General features: G+C 44.9%; 13 protein-coding genes. 2 read left to right on the top strand and 11 right to left on the bottom strand.

Translation table 11 applies throughout. The features are described from left to right. Nucleotides 1–118: 118 nt before the first annotated feature. The 10 genes from MKX35_RS13040 to leuC all read right to left on the bottom strand — a co-directional run bounded on the left by MKX35_RS13040 (nucleotide 119) and on the right by leuC (nucleotide 14393). Nucleotides 119–2155, bottom strand: coding sequence for a dynamin family protein (locus tag MKX35_RS13040; RefSeq protein WP_341044242.1), 2037 nt, complete (start codon nucleotides 2153–2155; stop codon nucleotides 119–121). Next, a complete protein-coding gene (locus MKX35_RS13035) occupies nucleotides 2152–3804 on the bottom strand; it encodes a dynamin family protein (RefSeq protein ID WP_341044240.1) in 1653 nt (550 codons plus the stop codon). Before MKX35_RS13035 ends, MKX35_RS13040 begins: the two co-directional genes overlap by 4 nt. A gap of 404 nt (nucleotides 3805–4208) precedes the next feature. After that, a complete protein-coding gene (locus tag MKX35_RS13030) occupies nucleotides 4209–4475 on the bottom strand; it encodes a hypothetical protein (protein ID WP_042129455.1) in 267 nt (88 codons plus the stop codon). A gap of 25 nt (nucleotides 4476–4500) precedes the next feature. Next, the gene (gene nth, locus MKX35_RS13025; protein WP_042190074.1) at nucleotides 4501–5181 is read right to left on the bottom strand and encodes an endonuclease III; all 681 of its coding nucleotides are present in this window, start codon (nucleotides 5179–5181) and stop codon (nucleotides 4501–4503) included. 219 nt (nucleotides 5182–5400) lie between these two features. Beyond that, nucleotides 5401–8133 (bottom strand): S-layer homology domain-containing protein, encoded by a 2733-nt coding sequence (locus tag MKX35_RS13020; protein WP_081382892.1) that lies wholly within the window; start codon nucleotides 8131–8133, stop codon nucleotides 5401–5403. An 87-nt stretch (nucleotides 8134–8220) separates the two neighbouring features. Further along, entirely contained in the window at nucleotides 8221–8880 is a 660-nt protein-coding gene (locus MKX35_RS13015) for a GerMN domain-containing protein (RefSeq protein ID WP_076299595.1), read from the bottom strand. A gap of 114 nt (nucleotides 8881–8994) precedes the next feature. After that, a complete protein-coding gene (locus tag MKX35_RS13010) occupies nucleotides 8995–10434 on the bottom strand; it encodes an N-acetylmuramoyl-L-alanine amidase family protein (protein ID WP_076284593.1) in 1440 nt (479 codons plus the stop codon). A gap of 147 nt (nucleotides 10435–10581) precedes the next feature. After that, nucleotides 10582–12150, bottom strand: coding sequence for an N-acetylmuramoyl-L-alanine amidase family protein (locus MKX35_RS13005; RefSeq protein ID WP_076299594.1), 1569 nt, complete (start codon nucleotides 12148–12150; stop codon nucleotides 10582–10584). A gap of 186 nt (nucleotides 12151–12336) precedes the next feature. Next, nucleotides 12337–12939: a 3-isopropylmalate dehydratase small subunit gene (gene leuD / locus MKX35_RS13000; RefSeq protein WP_042190082.1), complete on the bottom strand. Its 603-nt coding sequence runs from the start codon at nucleotides 12937–12939 to the stop codon at nucleotides 12337–12339. A 29-nt stretch (nucleotides 12940–12968) separates the two neighbouring features. After that, the gene (gene leuC / locus MKX35_RS12995; protein WP_042190084.1) at nucleotides 12969–14393 is read right to left on the bottom strand and encodes a 3-isopropylmalate dehydratase large subunit; all 1425 of its coding nucleotides are present in this window, start codon (nucleotides 14391–14393) and stop codon (nucleotides 12969–12971) included. Nucleotides 14394–14650: 257 nt separating this feature from the next. Here leuC and MKX35_RS12990 point away from each other — a divergent pair, with 257 nt between their 5' ends. Continuing rightward, the gene (locus MKX35_RS12990; RefSeq protein WP_076299593.1) at nucleotides 14651–16000 is read left to right on the top strand and encodes an FAD-binding oxidoreductase; all 1350 of its coding nucleotides are present in this window, start codon (nucleotides 14651–14653) and stop codon (nucleotides 15998–16000) included. Between the two features lie 189 nt (nucleotides 16001–16189). Beyond that, a complete protein-coding gene (locus MKX35_RS12985; protein ID WP_076284590.1) occupies nucleotides 16190–17101 on the top strand; it encodes a LysR family transcriptional regulator in 912 nt (303 codons plus the stop codon). On the opposite strand, the gene MKX35_RS12980 is transcribed toward MKX35_RS12985, so the two are convergent. Further along, the gene (locus MKX35_RS12980) at nucleotides 17073–17279 is read right to left on the bottom strand and encodes a hypothetical protein (protein ID WP_076284589.1); all 207 of its coding nucleotides are present in this window, start codon (nucleotides 17277–17279) and stop codon (nucleotides 17073–17075) included. The two genes, MKX35_RS12985 and MKX35_RS12980, sit on opposite strands and share 29 nt — an antisense overlap. Between the last annotated feature and the right edge of the window lie 119 nt (nucleotides 17280–17398).

Below are 17398 nucleotides of genomic sequence, written 5' to 3'. Positions count from 1 at the left end.
TATCTCGTTTCCATAAATTTCTGAAAACAAAACAGTTTCATTGTATATTTTCAGGCTTCTTTATTTTCATCCATCATACGCCAGATTGCAAGTGTTCTTCGACAATTTCCTACAAATTTCAAAGATTTTTGTCTAATCTATCAACAAAAGATTGTTCCAAGAGAGATAATTGGTGACCTAATTGACCCCAATGATCTGCGGATTCACCCCCTTTAAGGAGATCTAACATCGCTTTCTCTTGCTCCGCTAACCCTTCTTGTAGGCGTTCTGCAGCAACCTTTAATTCTCTGGTTATGCAATCGACATAATGCGCAAGCAATTTTTTCTTCTGCTCTGCCGCCGCAACATTAACAGCTTCTTTCACAAGAGGCTCAGCCGCACCTTTGACTTGCTCCCGGCCAGCGCCTTCAAAGAAATAGCGAGGGGATTTGAAATGTCCCCATAAGGTTGGCCATTCCACGGACTGAAGCTGGCATTCCAGCTCACTAGGAGAAGGCCATGCTGCTTCTTCATTCTCCATCAGATGAAACTCTTGAGTAGAGAAAAATAGCTCAGTAGCAGCCGCTTCAGCCGCTTCATGAACAAGTCTACGCCCGGTACTTTCTAGTCGCAGCGTGGTCGCCCATAGCTCTTGCTCCAATTCACGCTTAGTGGTACGCATCAGCTCTGCACCACACGCAGCGAAGATAGCTTTTAAATTTCCTGCGTCCTCACGTAATAATGAGGGGTGGAAAGATTCCTGAAAATTTCTGGTGAAGGAGAAGCTAATTCGTTGACAGACATGATAGATCAGTTCCTCACCTTCATGAACAAGATCTCTGCTAGGACGTTCTTCGGTCTCCAATAGGGAAAGTCTCTTCATAGCTAGCTGACGACGTTCTTGCATTTCTTTTAATCCTGCTTCACGCTCGTTTGCCGCCATGGAAGCGAGATTCTGCCACTCTTCCGCCCTGCGGCGAACAGATGCGATGCTCTCTGCAGCTGCGTTAAGTGAAAGCTGAGGAAGTTCATCTCCCGCAAAGCTTGATAAGGCTTGCTCAAAATGATGGAAACGGGAAGCCTCATAGCGTTCATAATCATGCTGAGTTTTACCTTCCAGAGCAAGCAAGCTAGAGAGTGCATAAATTCTCGGCGAGCGTAGGCCGCCTGCACGTAAATTTTGAGCAACATGTTCTCGTACCTCTTCCAATTCATCTTCGCCTGAAGCAAGATCAGAAGCGTTGATAATAAAGAACATTTTATCAAGTGCAAAGCTATCTTTAATTCGGCCTAGCTGCGCAAGCAGACCTCGATCTGCTTTTGAAAAGGCGTGGTTGTAATAGGTAACAAAACAAATCGCGTCTGCGTTTTTCATGTAATTAAAGGTTACGCCTGTATGACGAGCATGCAATGAGTCGGCTCCTGGTGTATCCACGAGTACAATTCCGCTTTCGGTCAATGGACAGGCATAATACAAATCAATCCCCTGCACAAAACAGGCTCGGGTCTCCTCCGCTACAAGGCCTCGGTATTCTTCTAAATCAACCGTTCGCACCGTTCCCAGCAAGGGCTCAGCTTCTGCCCAGCCAGCCGCTGCTGCCCTTAGAAATCCAGCATGTGGCAACGCAGAGGGATGAACTCCCCTAGCAGGCAAGCTTGCTAGAACTGTTGTCCATGAGTTTTGCTGTGGTTCTCCTAGTTGCAGCACACTGAAAGAATGGCAGATGTCATCCCAGAAATCTGCCATGGTCTTCATTGTGACAACCGCGCTGGCATGGCGGAAGTCACCTTCCGGCGCCAATATGCGGTTGACCGCAGCCGTGGCGGGATGTGGAGACACGGGCAGCACTTCTTCGCCGAGCAAAGCGTTGGCGAAGGAGGACTTACCCGCGCTGAATGCACCAAACAGCGCGAGGGTAAAGCGGCCGCCGGCGAGATCCTCCGCCCGTGCGGCCAGACTCCGCGCCGCCGATGCCATCGCTGGCTCGCGGCGCAGCAGCTCTGCCGCAGCCGCCAGCGCGTCAGCGGCTGCCGATAGCCGGCGGCGTCCGCCCGCCGGTGAAGCCGTTCCCGCCGCCCAATTTGCGGCGGCGGCACTTCCAGCCGCGACGTTTTGCGGCGGCTGGACCTCCCGCGGTGCGGCGCTTTGCGCAGCCGCTCGCGGGGTTACCCTCACCTCCGGCAGGATGCCGGGGGTGAGGGCCGGCGCGGCGGCAGCAGCGCCGCGAGCTCGTGCGCGCGGGCAGCTGCCGCGCGGTCCAGCGCGGCTAGCGCGTCAACGGCGCACGCCTGCCGCGCAAGAGCCAGTTCGCGGCGCTGGAGTACGGCACGCTGCTCCTCCATGAGCGGCGGCAGCTTCGCTAACAGCTCATCGCTCACCGCTAACGCGGCACGGCGGAACTGGCTCTTAATATCTGCCGCAAGTGTGCGGCAGAAATTGAGCAGCGCCTCGCCGCTATACCCCGTTCCCGGCTTAACTGCAGCCGCCAGCCACTCCTGGCTCACCGCCGGGAACCCTTGCTTCAGAGTCGTCTCCGCCTCCTCCTCCCACAGCCCGAGATTCTCCGCCCAATCACGTACCAGCTGAATCAAATGCCATTCCAGCTGAGCAGAAACCTCTCGGGTCAACAGTCCTTGCCAGACTGCCAATCGTTTACTTTGTTCCTTCTCCCGCCGTGCAGCCGTAGAGAATAACCCTAATCGAAACGTAGGGCTAGCACTTTCCATATAACTTCCCGACGCCTCTCTTACATCTGCAGGCATTAGATTAGCATTATTAAGTAAGGTGTCTAGGCCAGTTCGCAAACTCGCTCGTGACTGCTGAGGCAACGCCTCAAGTCGTTCCTTCTCTTCTTCGAGTGACTTCAGTTCATTCGTCACTGTCTCTGCATTCGTACCTTCTAGTTCTTCAAGGAGAGCTGCTCTTTCCTCCTGCTGATCTTCACGGAATGCAGTTAGAGAAGAATCCGCTGTATGATGAATAGAACGAGACAAGCTATATTGAAGGAGCTGTTCCTTTTGTTCCAACAGTTCGGTTATAAGGCTGAGTAGATGATCCCAATGATTAAGAGGATGCTCTTTCTTTTTGAGAGAGGTGAATAGAATTCCCGCACAATGAATCCCCCATTGTTCAAAAGCATTTTCAAGTTGACGTTTATATTCCTCAATGGAAATCTCTTGTTCCCTGTGCTTGTCGATCTGATTAACAATCAGATACAAAGGTTTACCCCAGTCACTAAGATTTTTAGCAAAGGCCAAATTATTCTCTGACTGTACATGGTTATAATCCATTACATAAAATACGACATCAGCTAAATGCAGCGCAGAGCGGGTGGCCGCCTGATGACCATCATCCGTCGAATCTACACCAGGTGTATCCAATAGTACGCCATCCTTGCCTAGCAGTGGTATCTCATTCCACACTTCAATTGCGGAATATTCACCACCATTTCGACAGTATTCTTGTAATTTTTCTGGAGTTGTCTCTATAGGAGCAGGATCATGTTTACTTCCTTCAACTCTAGGATAAATAAGCACTCGTGGAACTCCACTGCGAATAGAGACAATATTCGCACTAGTCGGCACAGGTCCAGAAGGCAGCACTGAACTGCCGCAAAGAAGATTGATCATACTGGATTTCCCTGCCGAAAAATGTCCGCAAAAAGCAAGGGTCAGCTCATTCCCACCCTCTTTATGTTGTAAATCTTCATATATACGTTCAGAGCCTTCATCACCCCAGCGATGCATTAATCCACGCAACTGGAAAAGCAGCGATGCCGTTTCACTTAATGTCTCTTTCTCGATTCTAACCTGTTCCGCTCTCACTGACTCTCCACCTCCACTGTTACCATCTAATCATGCTTTGAATATAACCCATTCAATAATACGAAATCAGACTCATTTTTAAAATATAAGAAAGTAAAAGTTTCACATTATCCTTATATTTCTCGCTTAAACGCTTACCGTCCTTATAAGGACGCCGAAGACGTTTATGCTTATTCAATGTTTATACAGGTGTAATTTCTGTGATGTCACGCAGAACCTTTTTTATAAATAATAATTACAGTTTATCACCAGTTTGACACAAATTAAATACACACTACTTACAAAATAACCTATCATCTCTTACGAAATGAGGTTATTCAAACATCTTTCTGCTTTTTCGCTAGAAAAGTAAGAAGCAAAAAAGGAGCCAACCCTAGGGCCGACTCCTTTTATCACTTCTAAATTTATGCAGTTTCCGAAACAGGCAACAGAATTTCGAATACTTTTCCGTGTTGCAGAATAGTCAAACCACGAGATTTATCTCTCATTACAACAACCTCAGGTTTCACTGACATACGCTCAAAATAGTGTTCAGGAACGTCACCGGAATGACTGATCGTGATACCTTCTACTTCTTGCTCTTCGTTCTCTTCGAGTGGGCTTTCCACTACGCGATCAAAAATATCCGAGAACACTTCAAAATTATCTGTGTATACAGAAATGCATTTCATCTCTATCCCATCCTCTTCTTCAACTCTAACTTTTTGGCGTATGATCTTTAGCTTTCCTGACAACAGCTGTTTTCATACGTTTTTTGCCCTCTCGACATACATCAAGGAGCGGGCAAACTTGACATTTTGGGTTCTGTGCCTTGCAGTGATATCGTCCGAAAAAGATAAGCCGGTGATGAGTGATCGTCCATTCGTCACGTGGCACAGCCTTCATCAGCTTCTTTTCCACTTCCAGCACAGAATCTTTCCAGCCTGCTAATGCAAGTCGTTTAGCAACCCTCTCCACATGCGTGTCCACTGCAATGGCAGGAACTCCAAAAGCATTGGATACTACTACATTTGCAGTTTTACGACCTACACCGGGTAAAGTTACAAGCAAGTCATGAGCCTCAGGCACCTCGCCACCATACTGTTCTATGAGTATAGAGCATAGGCTTTGGATATGCTTAGCTTTGTTACGATATAGGCCGATGCGCCGGATATCCCCCTCCAATTCCTCCAGCGGTACAGAAATATAATCGATGGGGGCTTTGTACTTTTGGAACAGGTCCACGGTCACTTTGTTCACCGTTGCATCCGTACATTGGGCTGATAACAGTACCGCTATCGTTAATTCAAAAGCGTTACTATGATTTAGCTCGCAATGAGCATCAGGGAACAAGTCTCCAATCGTATCCAAAATGTGGCGGACCTCTGCAACTTTCATAGTGTCCCCTCCACGGAGCGATTACGCTCATTAAAACTCACATGAGCGTGTCCTCTCTAATGTAAAGAAATATAAGCAAAGTCTGTATTATAACGTATGGTTTCATACATTTCAAGAAAATACAACTCTTATACTTTCTTATATTTCAAAAAAAACGTCTTGACGCAGGCAAAGCTCCTGTGTCAAGACGGTGATTCACTCAGAAATCCACCATTGCTACTATTGTTTCACAATTTCAACCACGATATCATTATTGAAATACATTATAATATTATCATTTTCTTTCAGAGATTGCACGGACAATGTCGTATCTCCTTGATGAATATATACATTTGAAGCAAGAGTGAACTGATACTTATCGTTCAGATTAGCTCTCTTAGTCACCAATGAGTTCGTCGTACTGTCATAGCGAGAGAATGAACGAGTTAACTGTGGTAACACACGAATGACTGTCGCTCCATCCGTGTCTTTACGAATCTCCACTCTGTCCGCTGTTGTTAAGTTACTAAGAGCAGTTGTTGTGGCGCCATCACGTATGATTCTAACCCCACCGCTTACAGTAAAGTTTTGTGCTGCTCCAGCATACTCCTTCACAATTAAGCTATTCGTTGCAGCTCCTACTGAACTAATCTGACCCGTAGTAAGCTTAACTGCCTGAATAGCGAGCGGTGTGCTTCCATCAAAAGTCACATTCAGATAATCTCCCGATTTCAAAGCGGTTAGCTTAATGCTCTCACCGGCTTCATTTGTTATTGGGAGCGCTGCAGTATTAATCTCACTGGTCCCCCCATTCCATTTAATACTTATACGGTTGGTTCCAGAATTAACGGTTGCTGCTTCAACCTGAAGAACGGTCTTTACTTTCAATACTGCAATTAGATCCTGACTAGTTGTCAGTGAGGCTGTCACATTACTACCAACAGGAACATCACTTAAGGTTGGATTAGTCTTCCCAAAAATATCAACCAATTGTGGATAAGGCATTGTTATAGTTTGCCCACTGTCCTTAAGCTTCAATACAATTGTTTTAAAAGAAGAATTAACAGCAGACAGGGTTCCTTCGTACTTTGTGACAATTTCCAAAGACAGAGCCCGTTGACCTATTGCCGTTAAATTCACTTTACGGTTCTCAACAAGTTTCGTACCGACATTACTTAAGTTAGGAAGTACGCCTTCAATCAACAATTTTGTTTTTTCATCCAACTGAACGACATGTGCCTTTTTTTCAGTATCCATAACTGTCAACAGCTGTGTTTTAGTATTATAGTCAATAACCGTCGCTCCACTATACTGCTCAATTTGACGGCTTAACACTTCAATCTTTATGACTTGATCACTGCTGTTCAGCGTAAGCTGAATTTTGTCCCCACCTACTGTATCAGCTATAAGATCATCAGCCACAGCGCTATTCATATTCGGAATAACAATCACCGGCTTCGTGCCTAACAGTTTAACTTCACGTGTTCCGTCCGTTTTTTTATACACAACTGTTGAATTACTCAGTTCGGTAAGTACACCTTGAACTGTCCGTTCAACACCTTCTGTCACTTCTACAGTACGTATCACATTTTCCTTAATCGTATATTTAACAGCAGCACCTGTCTTTAAATCTGCTGGCTGCAGCACTGATGATTGCGAGCTGAATAATGAAGTTCCATCTTCCCATTTAAAGGTTTCCACCGTACCAGCAGCATTTTTAAACGTAATGCTTTTCCCAGGAAGATCTATACTTTGAACATTACCTGTTGTCGTTTTGTTAACAACGCCTGAAGTCACTTGAACCTTGACCACTTTATGTGAACCACTATAAGTTTCACGCTGTAACGTAACTATGCTGTCTGCTACCAGCGAAGCAGGTTCAATTGAAGTCCCATTCGCATCTTCAAAGGTAGTCGCTTCATCGTAGTAATATTCAGTGAACCCAGTAGCTGATTTCAGCCATAGCTTATTACCAGGTGCTACCATTGCGAAGCTTCCGGAAAGGCTCTCCACTTGTTGTGTAGGGTCAGTCACTTCAACATAGGCTGCATTATATGTCGCTCCAATTACAGTAACCTTTGTGTAAGGTTGGACATCACTTAGATTTATTCTACTTTCAGAAGCGCTTGTGTAATAAGCGGTGCTTGCTCCCAGGGTATATGTAGAAGTCTTTCCGTTGTTATAGACGGAGAGTTTCCCACCTGCTAATTGACTGATTGTTCCTGATACCGTGTTGTCATATTCAACCGTATTGTGAGCTTCTGCGCGGCTGAAAAAGGTCGCCAATTGAGCACGGGTCACAGCCCCTTGTGGATCAAAGCGATTACCGTCAAGACCATTGGCTAGTTTCAGATCAACAGCAACGTTGATGTACCCTCTTTTGTTTGCAGACACTTTAGCATCATCCGCAAAGCCTGTCGGCGCACTAGCTGCTACGGCTGCATCTGCACTTTTTCCTAGTGCACGAATTAAGAGTTCAGCAATCCATTCGCGGGAGGCTTTACGCTCTCCCCAAGAAGTCTTCAGATTATCTGGAGCCATTTCAGTAGCCTTATCAAGTAGACCTTGTTGAAAGGCCAACACTACATAATCCTTGTAATAATTCGTAACCTTAAAATCATTAGGTAAGGCAACCGTTGAAGAAGTATCCACTTTATCCTGCAACTTCATAAACCGTAATGCCATAAGCACGGCTTCCTGCTGAGTTACAGAATCTCCCGGGCGGAATAAACCATTATTTCCAACCACAATTCCTTGTGATGCTAATTTATAAATATGCTTTTCAGCCCAAAAGCCTGCCTTCACATCGCTAAAAATGCCTACAGATTGTGTAGTAGTTGTTGCTGCTGTAGCGGCTGTATCTGCAAACACTGCGCTTGCGCCACTAAAAATCATGGTTCCAGCCATAACAGCCGATACTGCTTTCGTAGAATAAGCCTTCAATGGACGTTTTGACCTTTTTTGCGCGGACAATAGATTATTCCCCTCTCTATGACTCAAATAAATAGTATAGTTTAAAGTTCGTCAGTTAGATGCTTTTATCCTTTGTTGTAATAACAATTAGATATTATCTCTAGTCATAGGATGCATTAGGTCAACATGACCCATCAAGCTTTCAACCTTTTCACCATCCACCAAAACTTCGATGCTTTTTACTTCTTCAAATTGAAAATAGGTTTTGGCAAGTGATGAAATCGCTAAGGACTCCCCACCAGCACCCAGCTGTGCTTCATCAGGTTTATGAAGATCCATCACAATTTGACCATCAACAAACTTTAACGATTTCAGTTCAATTTTGCCCCATAATGATACAAGGTCAGTATTCTCGTTGCTTTGCAATGCTTTGAACGTCTCTGTATATTTCTGGGCATCGTCAGAGAAGCTAATGCTAGTCTTAGCAGGAATCAGATCCATAACTTGTGAATCCGTATAATATGCATCGATACTCTGGCTCTGTTTTTGCTTCTCATCTGCTACTGGCTTTGCAGTTGCCTGAGTTTCTGTGTTGCTATTATCTGCTGTCGGTTGCGGAGTGCTAGTCACTTCATTTCCTGGTTCATCGCTTGGAGCCGGTGTACTTTCCCCCGCACCACTTACAACATTTGAAGTATCTTGCTCCACACCATTTGCTGGAGCCGCAGTAGGCTTGTCTCCACAGCCAGCAATCACTAGCAGAAGCAGTGTAGCGATCCCAATTGTACTCCATTTTTGTTTCATCATTAATAAACGCCTCCTCTAGATGAATACGGGCAGACAGGTACCGCAAAACCACTTCTTGCCTTTTAAAATAAAAGCAGAAAGCTGACTTTGCGGCGCTCGTCTGCCACTGGTCTGTTATTTTATACCCAAATATTCCTTAATCCCACTCACTATTGAAGCCGCAACTTTGTTTTGAAGTGCATCTGTAAAGAGCAATGCTTCATCTTTTTTGTTGCTAAGGTATCCCACTTCAAGTAATACTGCAGGCATTTTCGTTTCACGGATAACATGGAAATTCCCATAACGTACACCGCGATCGCTAAGCCCTGTAGCTTGAACAAGATATTTATGCATCACGTTCGCCAATGCTTTACTGGCTTCCCGTTGATAATACGTTTCTGTTCCACTAGCTGATGAGGAACCTGAGCTATTGGCGTGTACAGATATGAAGATATCAGCTTTTAAATTATTCGCCATAGCTGCTCTTTCTTTAAGCTCCAAGAAAGTATCATTACTTCGTGTTAACACGACGTCAATATTACTTTCTTTTTTCAGCAATTCAGCTGTCTTAAGTACGATGGCCAAATTAAAATTCTTCTCGTATTTACCTGTAACACCCACTGCTCCAGAATCTTTAGCCCCATGCCCTGCATCTAATACTACTAGCTTTCTGCCATTATTTCCTGGTTGTGTAGTAGTATCATCAGTGCTTTCCGCATTTAGATCGATTACAACCAGCTTAGAATCGTCTCCAGTTACGCTAACGTTGTAATTCTTAGCATAGTTCAAATCGATTACAAAACGTACTGTATAAGGATTCGTGCTATAAAGGGAGTAACGTACTCCTGATACATCGGGATAATCTTTCACTTCCAAGCTACCGTTTAGGTCAGGATCAAGGATCTGTCCTGTGCCAAATAGGTCTGAGAAGGTGGCATTAGGTAAATCAACAACTAACCGATCCGGCCCAGTCATCACTGTCACTTTCGGTACTGAATTACCCTCCATGGCAATGCTCAAACGATTTTCGCTAAAGCTCACACCATTTACCATCGTTAAATTCTTAGAAGGATCTACCGGCGGTACAACCTCAGATCCACCATTTTCAGTATTTCCACCTGAACTGCCGTTATCATTTGAGGATCCTGGGGTAATAAGATACACACTCTTCTTCACGTTGTCCCACGAGACATTTAATCCAAACTGTTCACTAATGAACCGAATCGGTACAAGTGTCGTATTACTACGAAGGATAGGTGCTGTGGTAAGTGTTACTGTCTTGTCATCAACTGAGGCTATCTTTTGATTCACAACCAATTTGATGACCTTTCCTTGCTGTTCAATCGTTACCGTCTTGCTCTTCTGATCCCAACCCACGTTATATCCAAGGCTTTCAGAGATCAACCTTAACGGCACCATGATTGTATCATTCACATTCTCAACCGGGACATTTTGCCCTGCGGTCAGCTCCTTGCCGTCCAGAAAAATCTTGCTATTCCCGGCAGCAGCATGTCCGTTCTCAGGCAAAACAAATACTAAGAGCAACAAAAACAACATCAAACTGAATTTCTTCATTCTTCACCTCTAAATCTAGTATTCGCCTGTGAATGGCGATCGTGATGGCCTGTCTACGTCAACCTCAGACCTCTATTAGACGCTAATAATCTATAAAGGTTGCGAATATATTCCATAAAAATTGAGAAATCTCACCAACATTAAGCATTAAAGTCCTAGATATTCCTTAATACCGGCTACAATTTCTCTCGCTAATTTGTCTTGAAGCTGCTCACTATACATCCCTGATTCATTTCCTGAATTAGTAAGATACCCCACTTCTAGAAGTACTGCCGGCATACTGGTTTCTCTTGTAACATGCAGACTTTTCGTTCTTACTCCGTTGTCCTTGAATCCAGTACCTGCTATCAGATGTTTGTGCATGACCTGAGCAAGCGGCAGACTCCCACTACGCGAATAGTACGTTTCACTGCCATTTATTTTGTCTCTATTCGGATAACCCAGCTCTAGTGAATTCCCATGCACTGAAATAAATAGATTAGCCTTTGCTGCTTCTGCGATATTTACTCGATCCTGAAGACCCAACGTAATATCTTCAGTCCTAGTAAATACGACGTCAACCAAAGCTTCCTGCATAAGTAGTGTTTGCACTTTACGGATAACTGACAGATTGAAGTCTTTTTCCAGCTTACCCGTGAGACTGACTGCTCCTGATTGTGTCCCTCCATGGCCCGCGTCGAGAACTACAACTGGCTTTCCTGTCATTCCACTACCACCTGAGGTATTCCCTTCACTCCCTGTAACATTCAAATCTAGTGTCACCAGTCCAGTACTTTCATCCGTACTTAATTGATAAGGCTGGCTCCCGACCGTTTGAATCACGAACCTAACAGTAGAAGGACTTACACTGAACAACGCATACCGGATCTCAGAAACTAGAGGGTAACCAGTAACATCCAGCTTCCCTTGCAGACTTCCGTTTGTGGTAATACTCGGTAGACCTCCTACGAAATCTGGAGCAAAAGCTGTACCGGGAAAATCTACGACGATTCGATCTGGACTGCTCATTTTTGTGATGCTAGGTTTAGGAGCCCCAGAAACAGCGATGATTAATCGATTCTCAGTGAAGGCTGCCCCATTTACAAGCGGACCTGCTGCATTCACACCAGTGCTTCCTGGTACTGAGGATGATTGTGGTGTCGGTGAGGGCAAAACACTTCCAGCGCTTGTGCCATTATCCACGCCGGGTGTAGTCATCTGAGTTGGAGAAGGAGTACTTGTTGCTGTTGGACTAGTAACGGTTCCCTCAGGTGTAGCCACCGAAGCTTGTCCACCCGTCAAATAGACCGTTTTATCGCTATTATCCCAGCCAACCTTTAGACCGAACTGCTCACTTACGAAGCGAATCGGAACGAGAACTGTACCACCGCTTTGCTTGGGTGCTGCATTTAAATCAAACGTTACTCCATCCGCATCAGCTGTTTTTTTTCCTACAGCCAGCTCAATGCTTTTTCCATCTTGGTGAACCGTTACTTTGCGGGCCTGCTGCTCCCACAATACCTCAAATCCAAGATTCTCCACTACCACTCTGACGGGAATCATAACGCTACCATTGACGTTCTCAAGTTTAATTCCTTTTGGCAAAGCAAGCTCTTGATTGTCCATAATAATTCTGCCTGAGCTGCTACCAGCTGCGGCAGCTTCACGTCCAGTGAATGATAGTAATAATAATGGCAGCAACAATAGTAGCAACGTTCGATACCCAACTCTTCTCATTTTCCCGCTCCTTCTGCAAGTAATAGATCTAGATAAGTATTAAGACGACAGAAATCACCAAATGTTTCCTTTATCACCAATCAATATTTCGATTATAGCAAAAAAACTTCTATTTCCGACACCCGGAAATAGAAGTTTTGCGTAATTTTTGTAAAAGTTAAGAATGAAACCAGTTATATCCTATTATTAAGAGAATAACTTAGCCGCATGACGCTCTTCATACGCAGCAATTTCATCTGCATGCTGAAGGGTTAATCCGATATCATCCAGACCTTGCAGCAAGAACTGACGACGGTGCTCATCCAGATCAAAGCTGATGCTCAGTCCAAATTCATCGTGAAGTGTATTGCTCTCAAGATCCACGGTCAACTGGTAGCCATCATGCTCGGCTGTCCGATTAAATAGCTCATCCACTTGCTCTTCCGAAAGCTTGATCGGCAAAATGCCATTCTTAAAGCAGTTGTTGTAGAAGATATCTGCATAAGAAGGTGCAATGACAACTCTGAACCCATAATCCATAATCGCCCAAGGTGCATGTTCCCGTGAGGAACCACAGCCAAAGTTAGCACGTGAGATCAAGACAGAAGCACCTTTATAGCGTGGCTTATTCATTTCAAAGGCAGCGTTATCGTTACCAGCTTCATCAAAACGCCATTCGTAGAACAAAAATTGTCCAAATCCCGTCCGTTCAATCCGTTTCAGGAACTGCTTTGGGATAATAGCATCCGTATCTACATTCACCCGATCTACTGGTGCAACAATTCCTGTTAATTTTTTAAAAGCATCCATAGTTTTATCCTCCCGTGTTCTCTCTAGTTCTATGAGCTGACAGCTTCCGTCTTATAGTTCCAATCACGTACATCAGTGAAACGGCCTTTTATCGCAGCTGCAGCAGCCATAGCTGGGGATACCAGATGCGTGCGTCCACCGCGACCTTGACGTCCTTCAAAGTTACGGTTCGAGGTAGATGCACAGCGTTGCCCAGGTTGCAGTACATCAGGGTTCATCGCAAGACACATGCTGCATCCCGCTTCGCGCCATTCAAAGCCCGCGTCAGTAAAGACTTTATCAAGCCCTTCCTTCTCAGCCTGCATTTTAACACGACCAGATCCAGGAACAACAATGGCAGTAACCTTGTCAGAGACTTTATGGCCTTTTGCTACCACGGCTGCGGCTCTCAAATCTTCGATCCGTCCGTTAGTACAAGAACCGATAAATACATAATCAATTGGAATTTCAGAAATAGGAGTTCCAGGAGTCAAATCCATATATTCAAGCGCTTTTTCAGCAGCTTTGCGTTCATTTTCAGTGGTAAAGTCAGCTGGATTTGGCACGCTAGAGTTGATATCTGTACCCATGCCCGGGCTAGTACCCCAAGTCACTTGTGGAATCAATGTCTCCACATCGAATTCAACCACCGTATCATACTGAGCACCTTCGTCACTAACAAGACTCTTCCATCCTTCAACAGCAGCGTCATATGCTTCGCCTTGCGGCACATATTGACGTCCACGCAGATAGTTAAAAGTAGTTTCGTCAGGAGCGATCAAACCTGCTCTTGCTCCACCTTCGATCGACATGTTGCAGACGGTCATACGTTCTTCCATCGACAGCTCACGAATAGCTTCACCTGTGTATTCAATTACATAACCTGTTGCAAAATCAGTACCATACTTAGCAATAACACCAAGGATCATATCCTTTGCTGTTACACCAGGATTGCGTTTACCTGTGAAACGAACTTCCATAGTCTTAGCTTTGGATTGCTGCAAACATTGGGTAGCCATTACATGTTCAACTTCACTAGTACCGATACCAAAAGCCAGCGCACCAAATGCTCCATGTGTGGAGGTATGGCTGTCACCGCAAACGATAGTTTTACCAGGGTGCGTCAAGCCGATCTCAGGTCCCATTACGTGTACAACGCCTTGATCGATATCATTCAGGTCGAACAATCTAACACCAAAATCAGCACAGTTTTTAGAAAGTGTATCAATTTGCTGCTTGGAAATTGGATCTTTAATGTTAAAACGATCCTTGGTAGGAACGTTGTGATCCATTGTAGCGAAAGTCAGCTCAGGACGGCGAACCTTGCGGTTACTGAGGCGAAGTCCTTCGAAAGCTTGTGGAGAAGTTACTTCATGAACCAAATGCAGATCGATATAAATAATGCTAGGTTTACCTTCCTCTTGATGAATAACATGATTATCCCAAATCTTTTCAAACATTGTCTTGTTGCTCATAATTTCACCTCATTAATAGAATCGTTCATTGGAAGAGAGCGTGGAGTCTCTCTTGAATGATCTAAATATAACATCACCATCTTTATAATTCCAAGATATGATATCTATAGAAGTGATAGGTTTAACCTATAAATCGAAGATGATTTTTTTGCTGAGACCCTAGTCAGCCCACTCCTTAGACGAATGCCCTTCATACTATATCGGGTCCTGGTTGTTGAAATGCAGTGCATTTGTTAGCGCAGAAGGAGTTGGAACAATTGAGGTCAGGAACGAGACTTACCGGGCGAGTTATTTTCAAAGGTGATCAAGGGTATGAAACGGCACGTAAGAATTGGGATCCGCATACTGACAAATTCCCGAAAGTGTTTGTTTTCGCACAAAAAACACAAGATGTTGCGAACGCCATAAAATGGGCTAACGAGAATAAAGTCCCCATCCGCGCAAGAAGCGGTAGACATTCTCTGGAGGTTAATCTTTCACAGGTCACCGGAGGAATTGTCATCGATGTAAGTGAAATGAAGAAAATCAAACTAAATAAAAAATCAGGAACTGTTGTTGTGGGTACCGGAAATACAGTGGGGAGAATTGCACACACGCTTGCTGGGCAAGGATATATGGCTCCATTCGGTGATAGCCCTACGGTTGGAATCGGAGGCATCACCCTAGGCGGGGGTATCGGACCGCTCCAGCGAACCGTGGGCCTTGTTAGTGATAATCTAATCGAACTCGAAATGGTTGATGCCAAAGGGAAAATTATTCGTGCCAATAAGAATAGTAACTCTGATCTCCTCTGGGCTTCCCGCGGAGGTGGCGGGGGGAATTTCGGAGTTTACACCAGTTACAAATTCAAAGTACGTCCTGCTCCAGCTTCGGCTACCGTTTTTCGTATCACCTGGCCTTGGGATCAGTTCGAGAAGGTATTCAAAGCTTGGCAACTCTGGGCTCCTTGCGTTAATACCAAACTGGGCAGTGAATTATCCATTGGTCCGAAAAAAGGCGGTAATGTCACTATGACGGGGCTGTTCCTCGGATCAAAGGCAGAGGCTTCCCGCCTCTTAAAGCCCGTTACGAGCGTTGGAACGCCTACGAATCAAATCATCCGCTCTTTGCCCTATACAAAAGTAGTGAGTTTTATGTTAGCGCCTGATCCAGTGCTAACTCAAAGAGTCAGCAACCAGTTCTCCAGCGGTTTCGTAAGAAAACCCTTCCCGGACAAGGCAATTAAGTCCATGCGTGAATTCTTAGAGAAAGTGGAGGGAGAATTCGCAGGTTTCTTTTTCCTCAACTGGGGTGGAGCTGTGAGCCGTAAGTCACCCAAATCTACAGCCTTTTACTGGCGTAAAACGAAATTCTATGTTGAGTGGAATAGCTCATGGATCAAGAAATCGGAAGCTGCCAGAAATATATTCGTAGTACGAAATACACGCCGGAAGCTGCAGCCATTTATCGTGGGGAGCTACATCAACGTTCCAGACCAGGGAATTAAAAATTCCGGACCAGTATATTATGGAGCGAACTATCCTAGATTACGGAGAGTCAAAGCTAAATATGACCCGGGAAATATATTTAACAACCCTCAAAGCATCTCTCCAGCCCGCAAAGTATAGTAAGACGTAATAGCGTAGCATCGAAATTAGACCGGCAAACATAAAGGACTCCAGCGAATACTGGTAATCCACCCCTTCCTATTTGCCGGTCAGTGCGTTCGTGCACGAACTTACATGTGAACCTATATAAAACTTCAGTTTCATAGTTTATACTTATAAGTAAAAACAATCTCCCAAAGGAGTTTATACATGGAACTGAGACAACTACAATATGTACTGCAAATCGCAGCCGAAAAAAACTTCTCCCGTGCAGCGGACAAGCTGCACATTGCCCAACCATCACTCAGTCAGCAGCTTTCCAAGCTGGAAAAAGAGCTCGGTGTAATGCTGTTCCAGCGAAATACCAGCTCTGTTGAACTGACCTATGCTGGATCTAAATTCGTAGAGCAAGCTCAAATCATCATTGATGGCGTAGAACTTCTGCGACAAGAAATGTCTGATATTTCTGAACTGCGTACCGGGCGCGTCGTTGTAGGCAGTATGCCGATCACTGGTGCACATTTACTGCCGCATGTGCTTCCGGTTTTTAAACAAAATTACCCGGAAGTAGAAATCACTCTGCTCGAAGACTCCTCCATGAACCTAGAGAAGCTCACTGCGAGTGGTCAGACTGATTTAAGCCTGCTCTCATTGCCGCTCGAAATTCCGGCACTTGCTTACGAAGAACTGGGTGAGGAAAGGATCGATCTTGCAGTCCCACCCGAACACCCGCTAGCTAAACGTAGCTTAGATGGAACTAAGACCTCTTTGGAAGAACTAAAGGACGAGCCATTTATCGTACTTAAAGAAGGCCAAGGCTTCCGTAAAATGACTATGGATCTGTGCCGAAACGCTGGCTTCGAACCAAAAATTGTTTTTGAGAGCAATAACATGGAAACAGTTCAGTCACTGGTCGCCACTGGAATGGGTGTAACTCTTGTGCCTCATTTTATTGCCCGTGCACCGCGGAGTGAATTCGTCCCTGTCTACTTACCGCTCACTGATCCTGCCCCTAGCCGAACACTTGTCGTAGCCTATCGACGCGGACGTTATTTATCTAAAGCCGCTAAGGCTTTTGTAGAAACATTTAAATCTACGGTATCTGAATTAACCGAAGAATAGACCCTTGGAAGGCCGCTCTGATCATCTGACACCGAGCCACACTTTCATTAACTGGCCCATTATCGTTAGGTGTCCCTGTATGATCTTCCACAAATTCACGAGTTACACTATTCTGGAACTCTGCTTTTTCGTTTAGATCTTGATTCTGCGCCTGCTCAGGATTGTTGTCTTTAGTCAATTCAATCCACCTCTTGGTAACAGATTATACCCTTACTTAGAGGTTAAACAGAATAATCAAAGCTTTCTAATGCGAGAAATAGTTCCTTCGTTTTTCCTTTGCAAAGCAACCATCTCCAT

The organism is Paenibacillus sp. FSL R5-0923 (assembly GCF_038009145.1).
GTDB lineage: Bacteria > Bacillota > Bacilli > Paenibacillales > Paenibacillaceae > Paenibacillus_AQ.
This window is presented reverse-complemented; position numbering and strand designations above follow the sequence as displayed.

What these genes read in the sequence shown, in the direction of transcription:
- nth (WP_042190074.1), bottom strand. Translation starts at nt 5,181, where the DNA reads ATGAAAGTTGCAGAGGTCCGCCACATTTTGGATACGATTGGAGACTTG.
- leuD (WP_042190082.1), bottom strand. Translation starts at nt 12,939, where the DNA reads ATGGATGCTTTTAAAAAATTAACAGGAATTGTTGCACCAGTAGATCGG.
- MKX35_RS12985 (WP_076284590.1), top strand. Translation starts at nt 16,190, where the DNA reads ATGGAACTGAGACAACTACAATATGTACTGCAAATCGCAGCCGAAAAA.
- MKX35_RS13030 (WP_042129455.1), bottom strand. Translation starts at nt 4,475, where the DNA reads ATGAAATGCATTTCTGTATACACAGATAATTTTGAAGTGTTCTCGGAT.
- MKX35_RS13010 (WP_076284593.1), bottom strand. Translation starts at nt 10,434, where the DNA reads ATGAAGAAATTCAGTTTGATGTTGTTTTTGTTGCTCTTAGTATTTGTT.
- MKX35_RS13015 (WP_076299595.1), bottom strand. Translation starts at nt 8,880, where the DNA reads ATGATGAAACAAAAATGGAGTACAATTGGGATCGCTACACTGCTTCTG.
- leuC (WP_042190084.1), bottom strand. Translation starts at nt 14,393, where the DNA reads ATGAGCAACAAGACAATGTTTGAAAAGATTTGGGATAATCATGTTATT.
- MKX35_RS13005 (WP_076299594.1), bottom strand. Translation starts at nt 12,150, where the DNA reads ATGAGAAGAGTTGGGTATCGAACGTTGCTACTATTGTTGCTGCCATTA.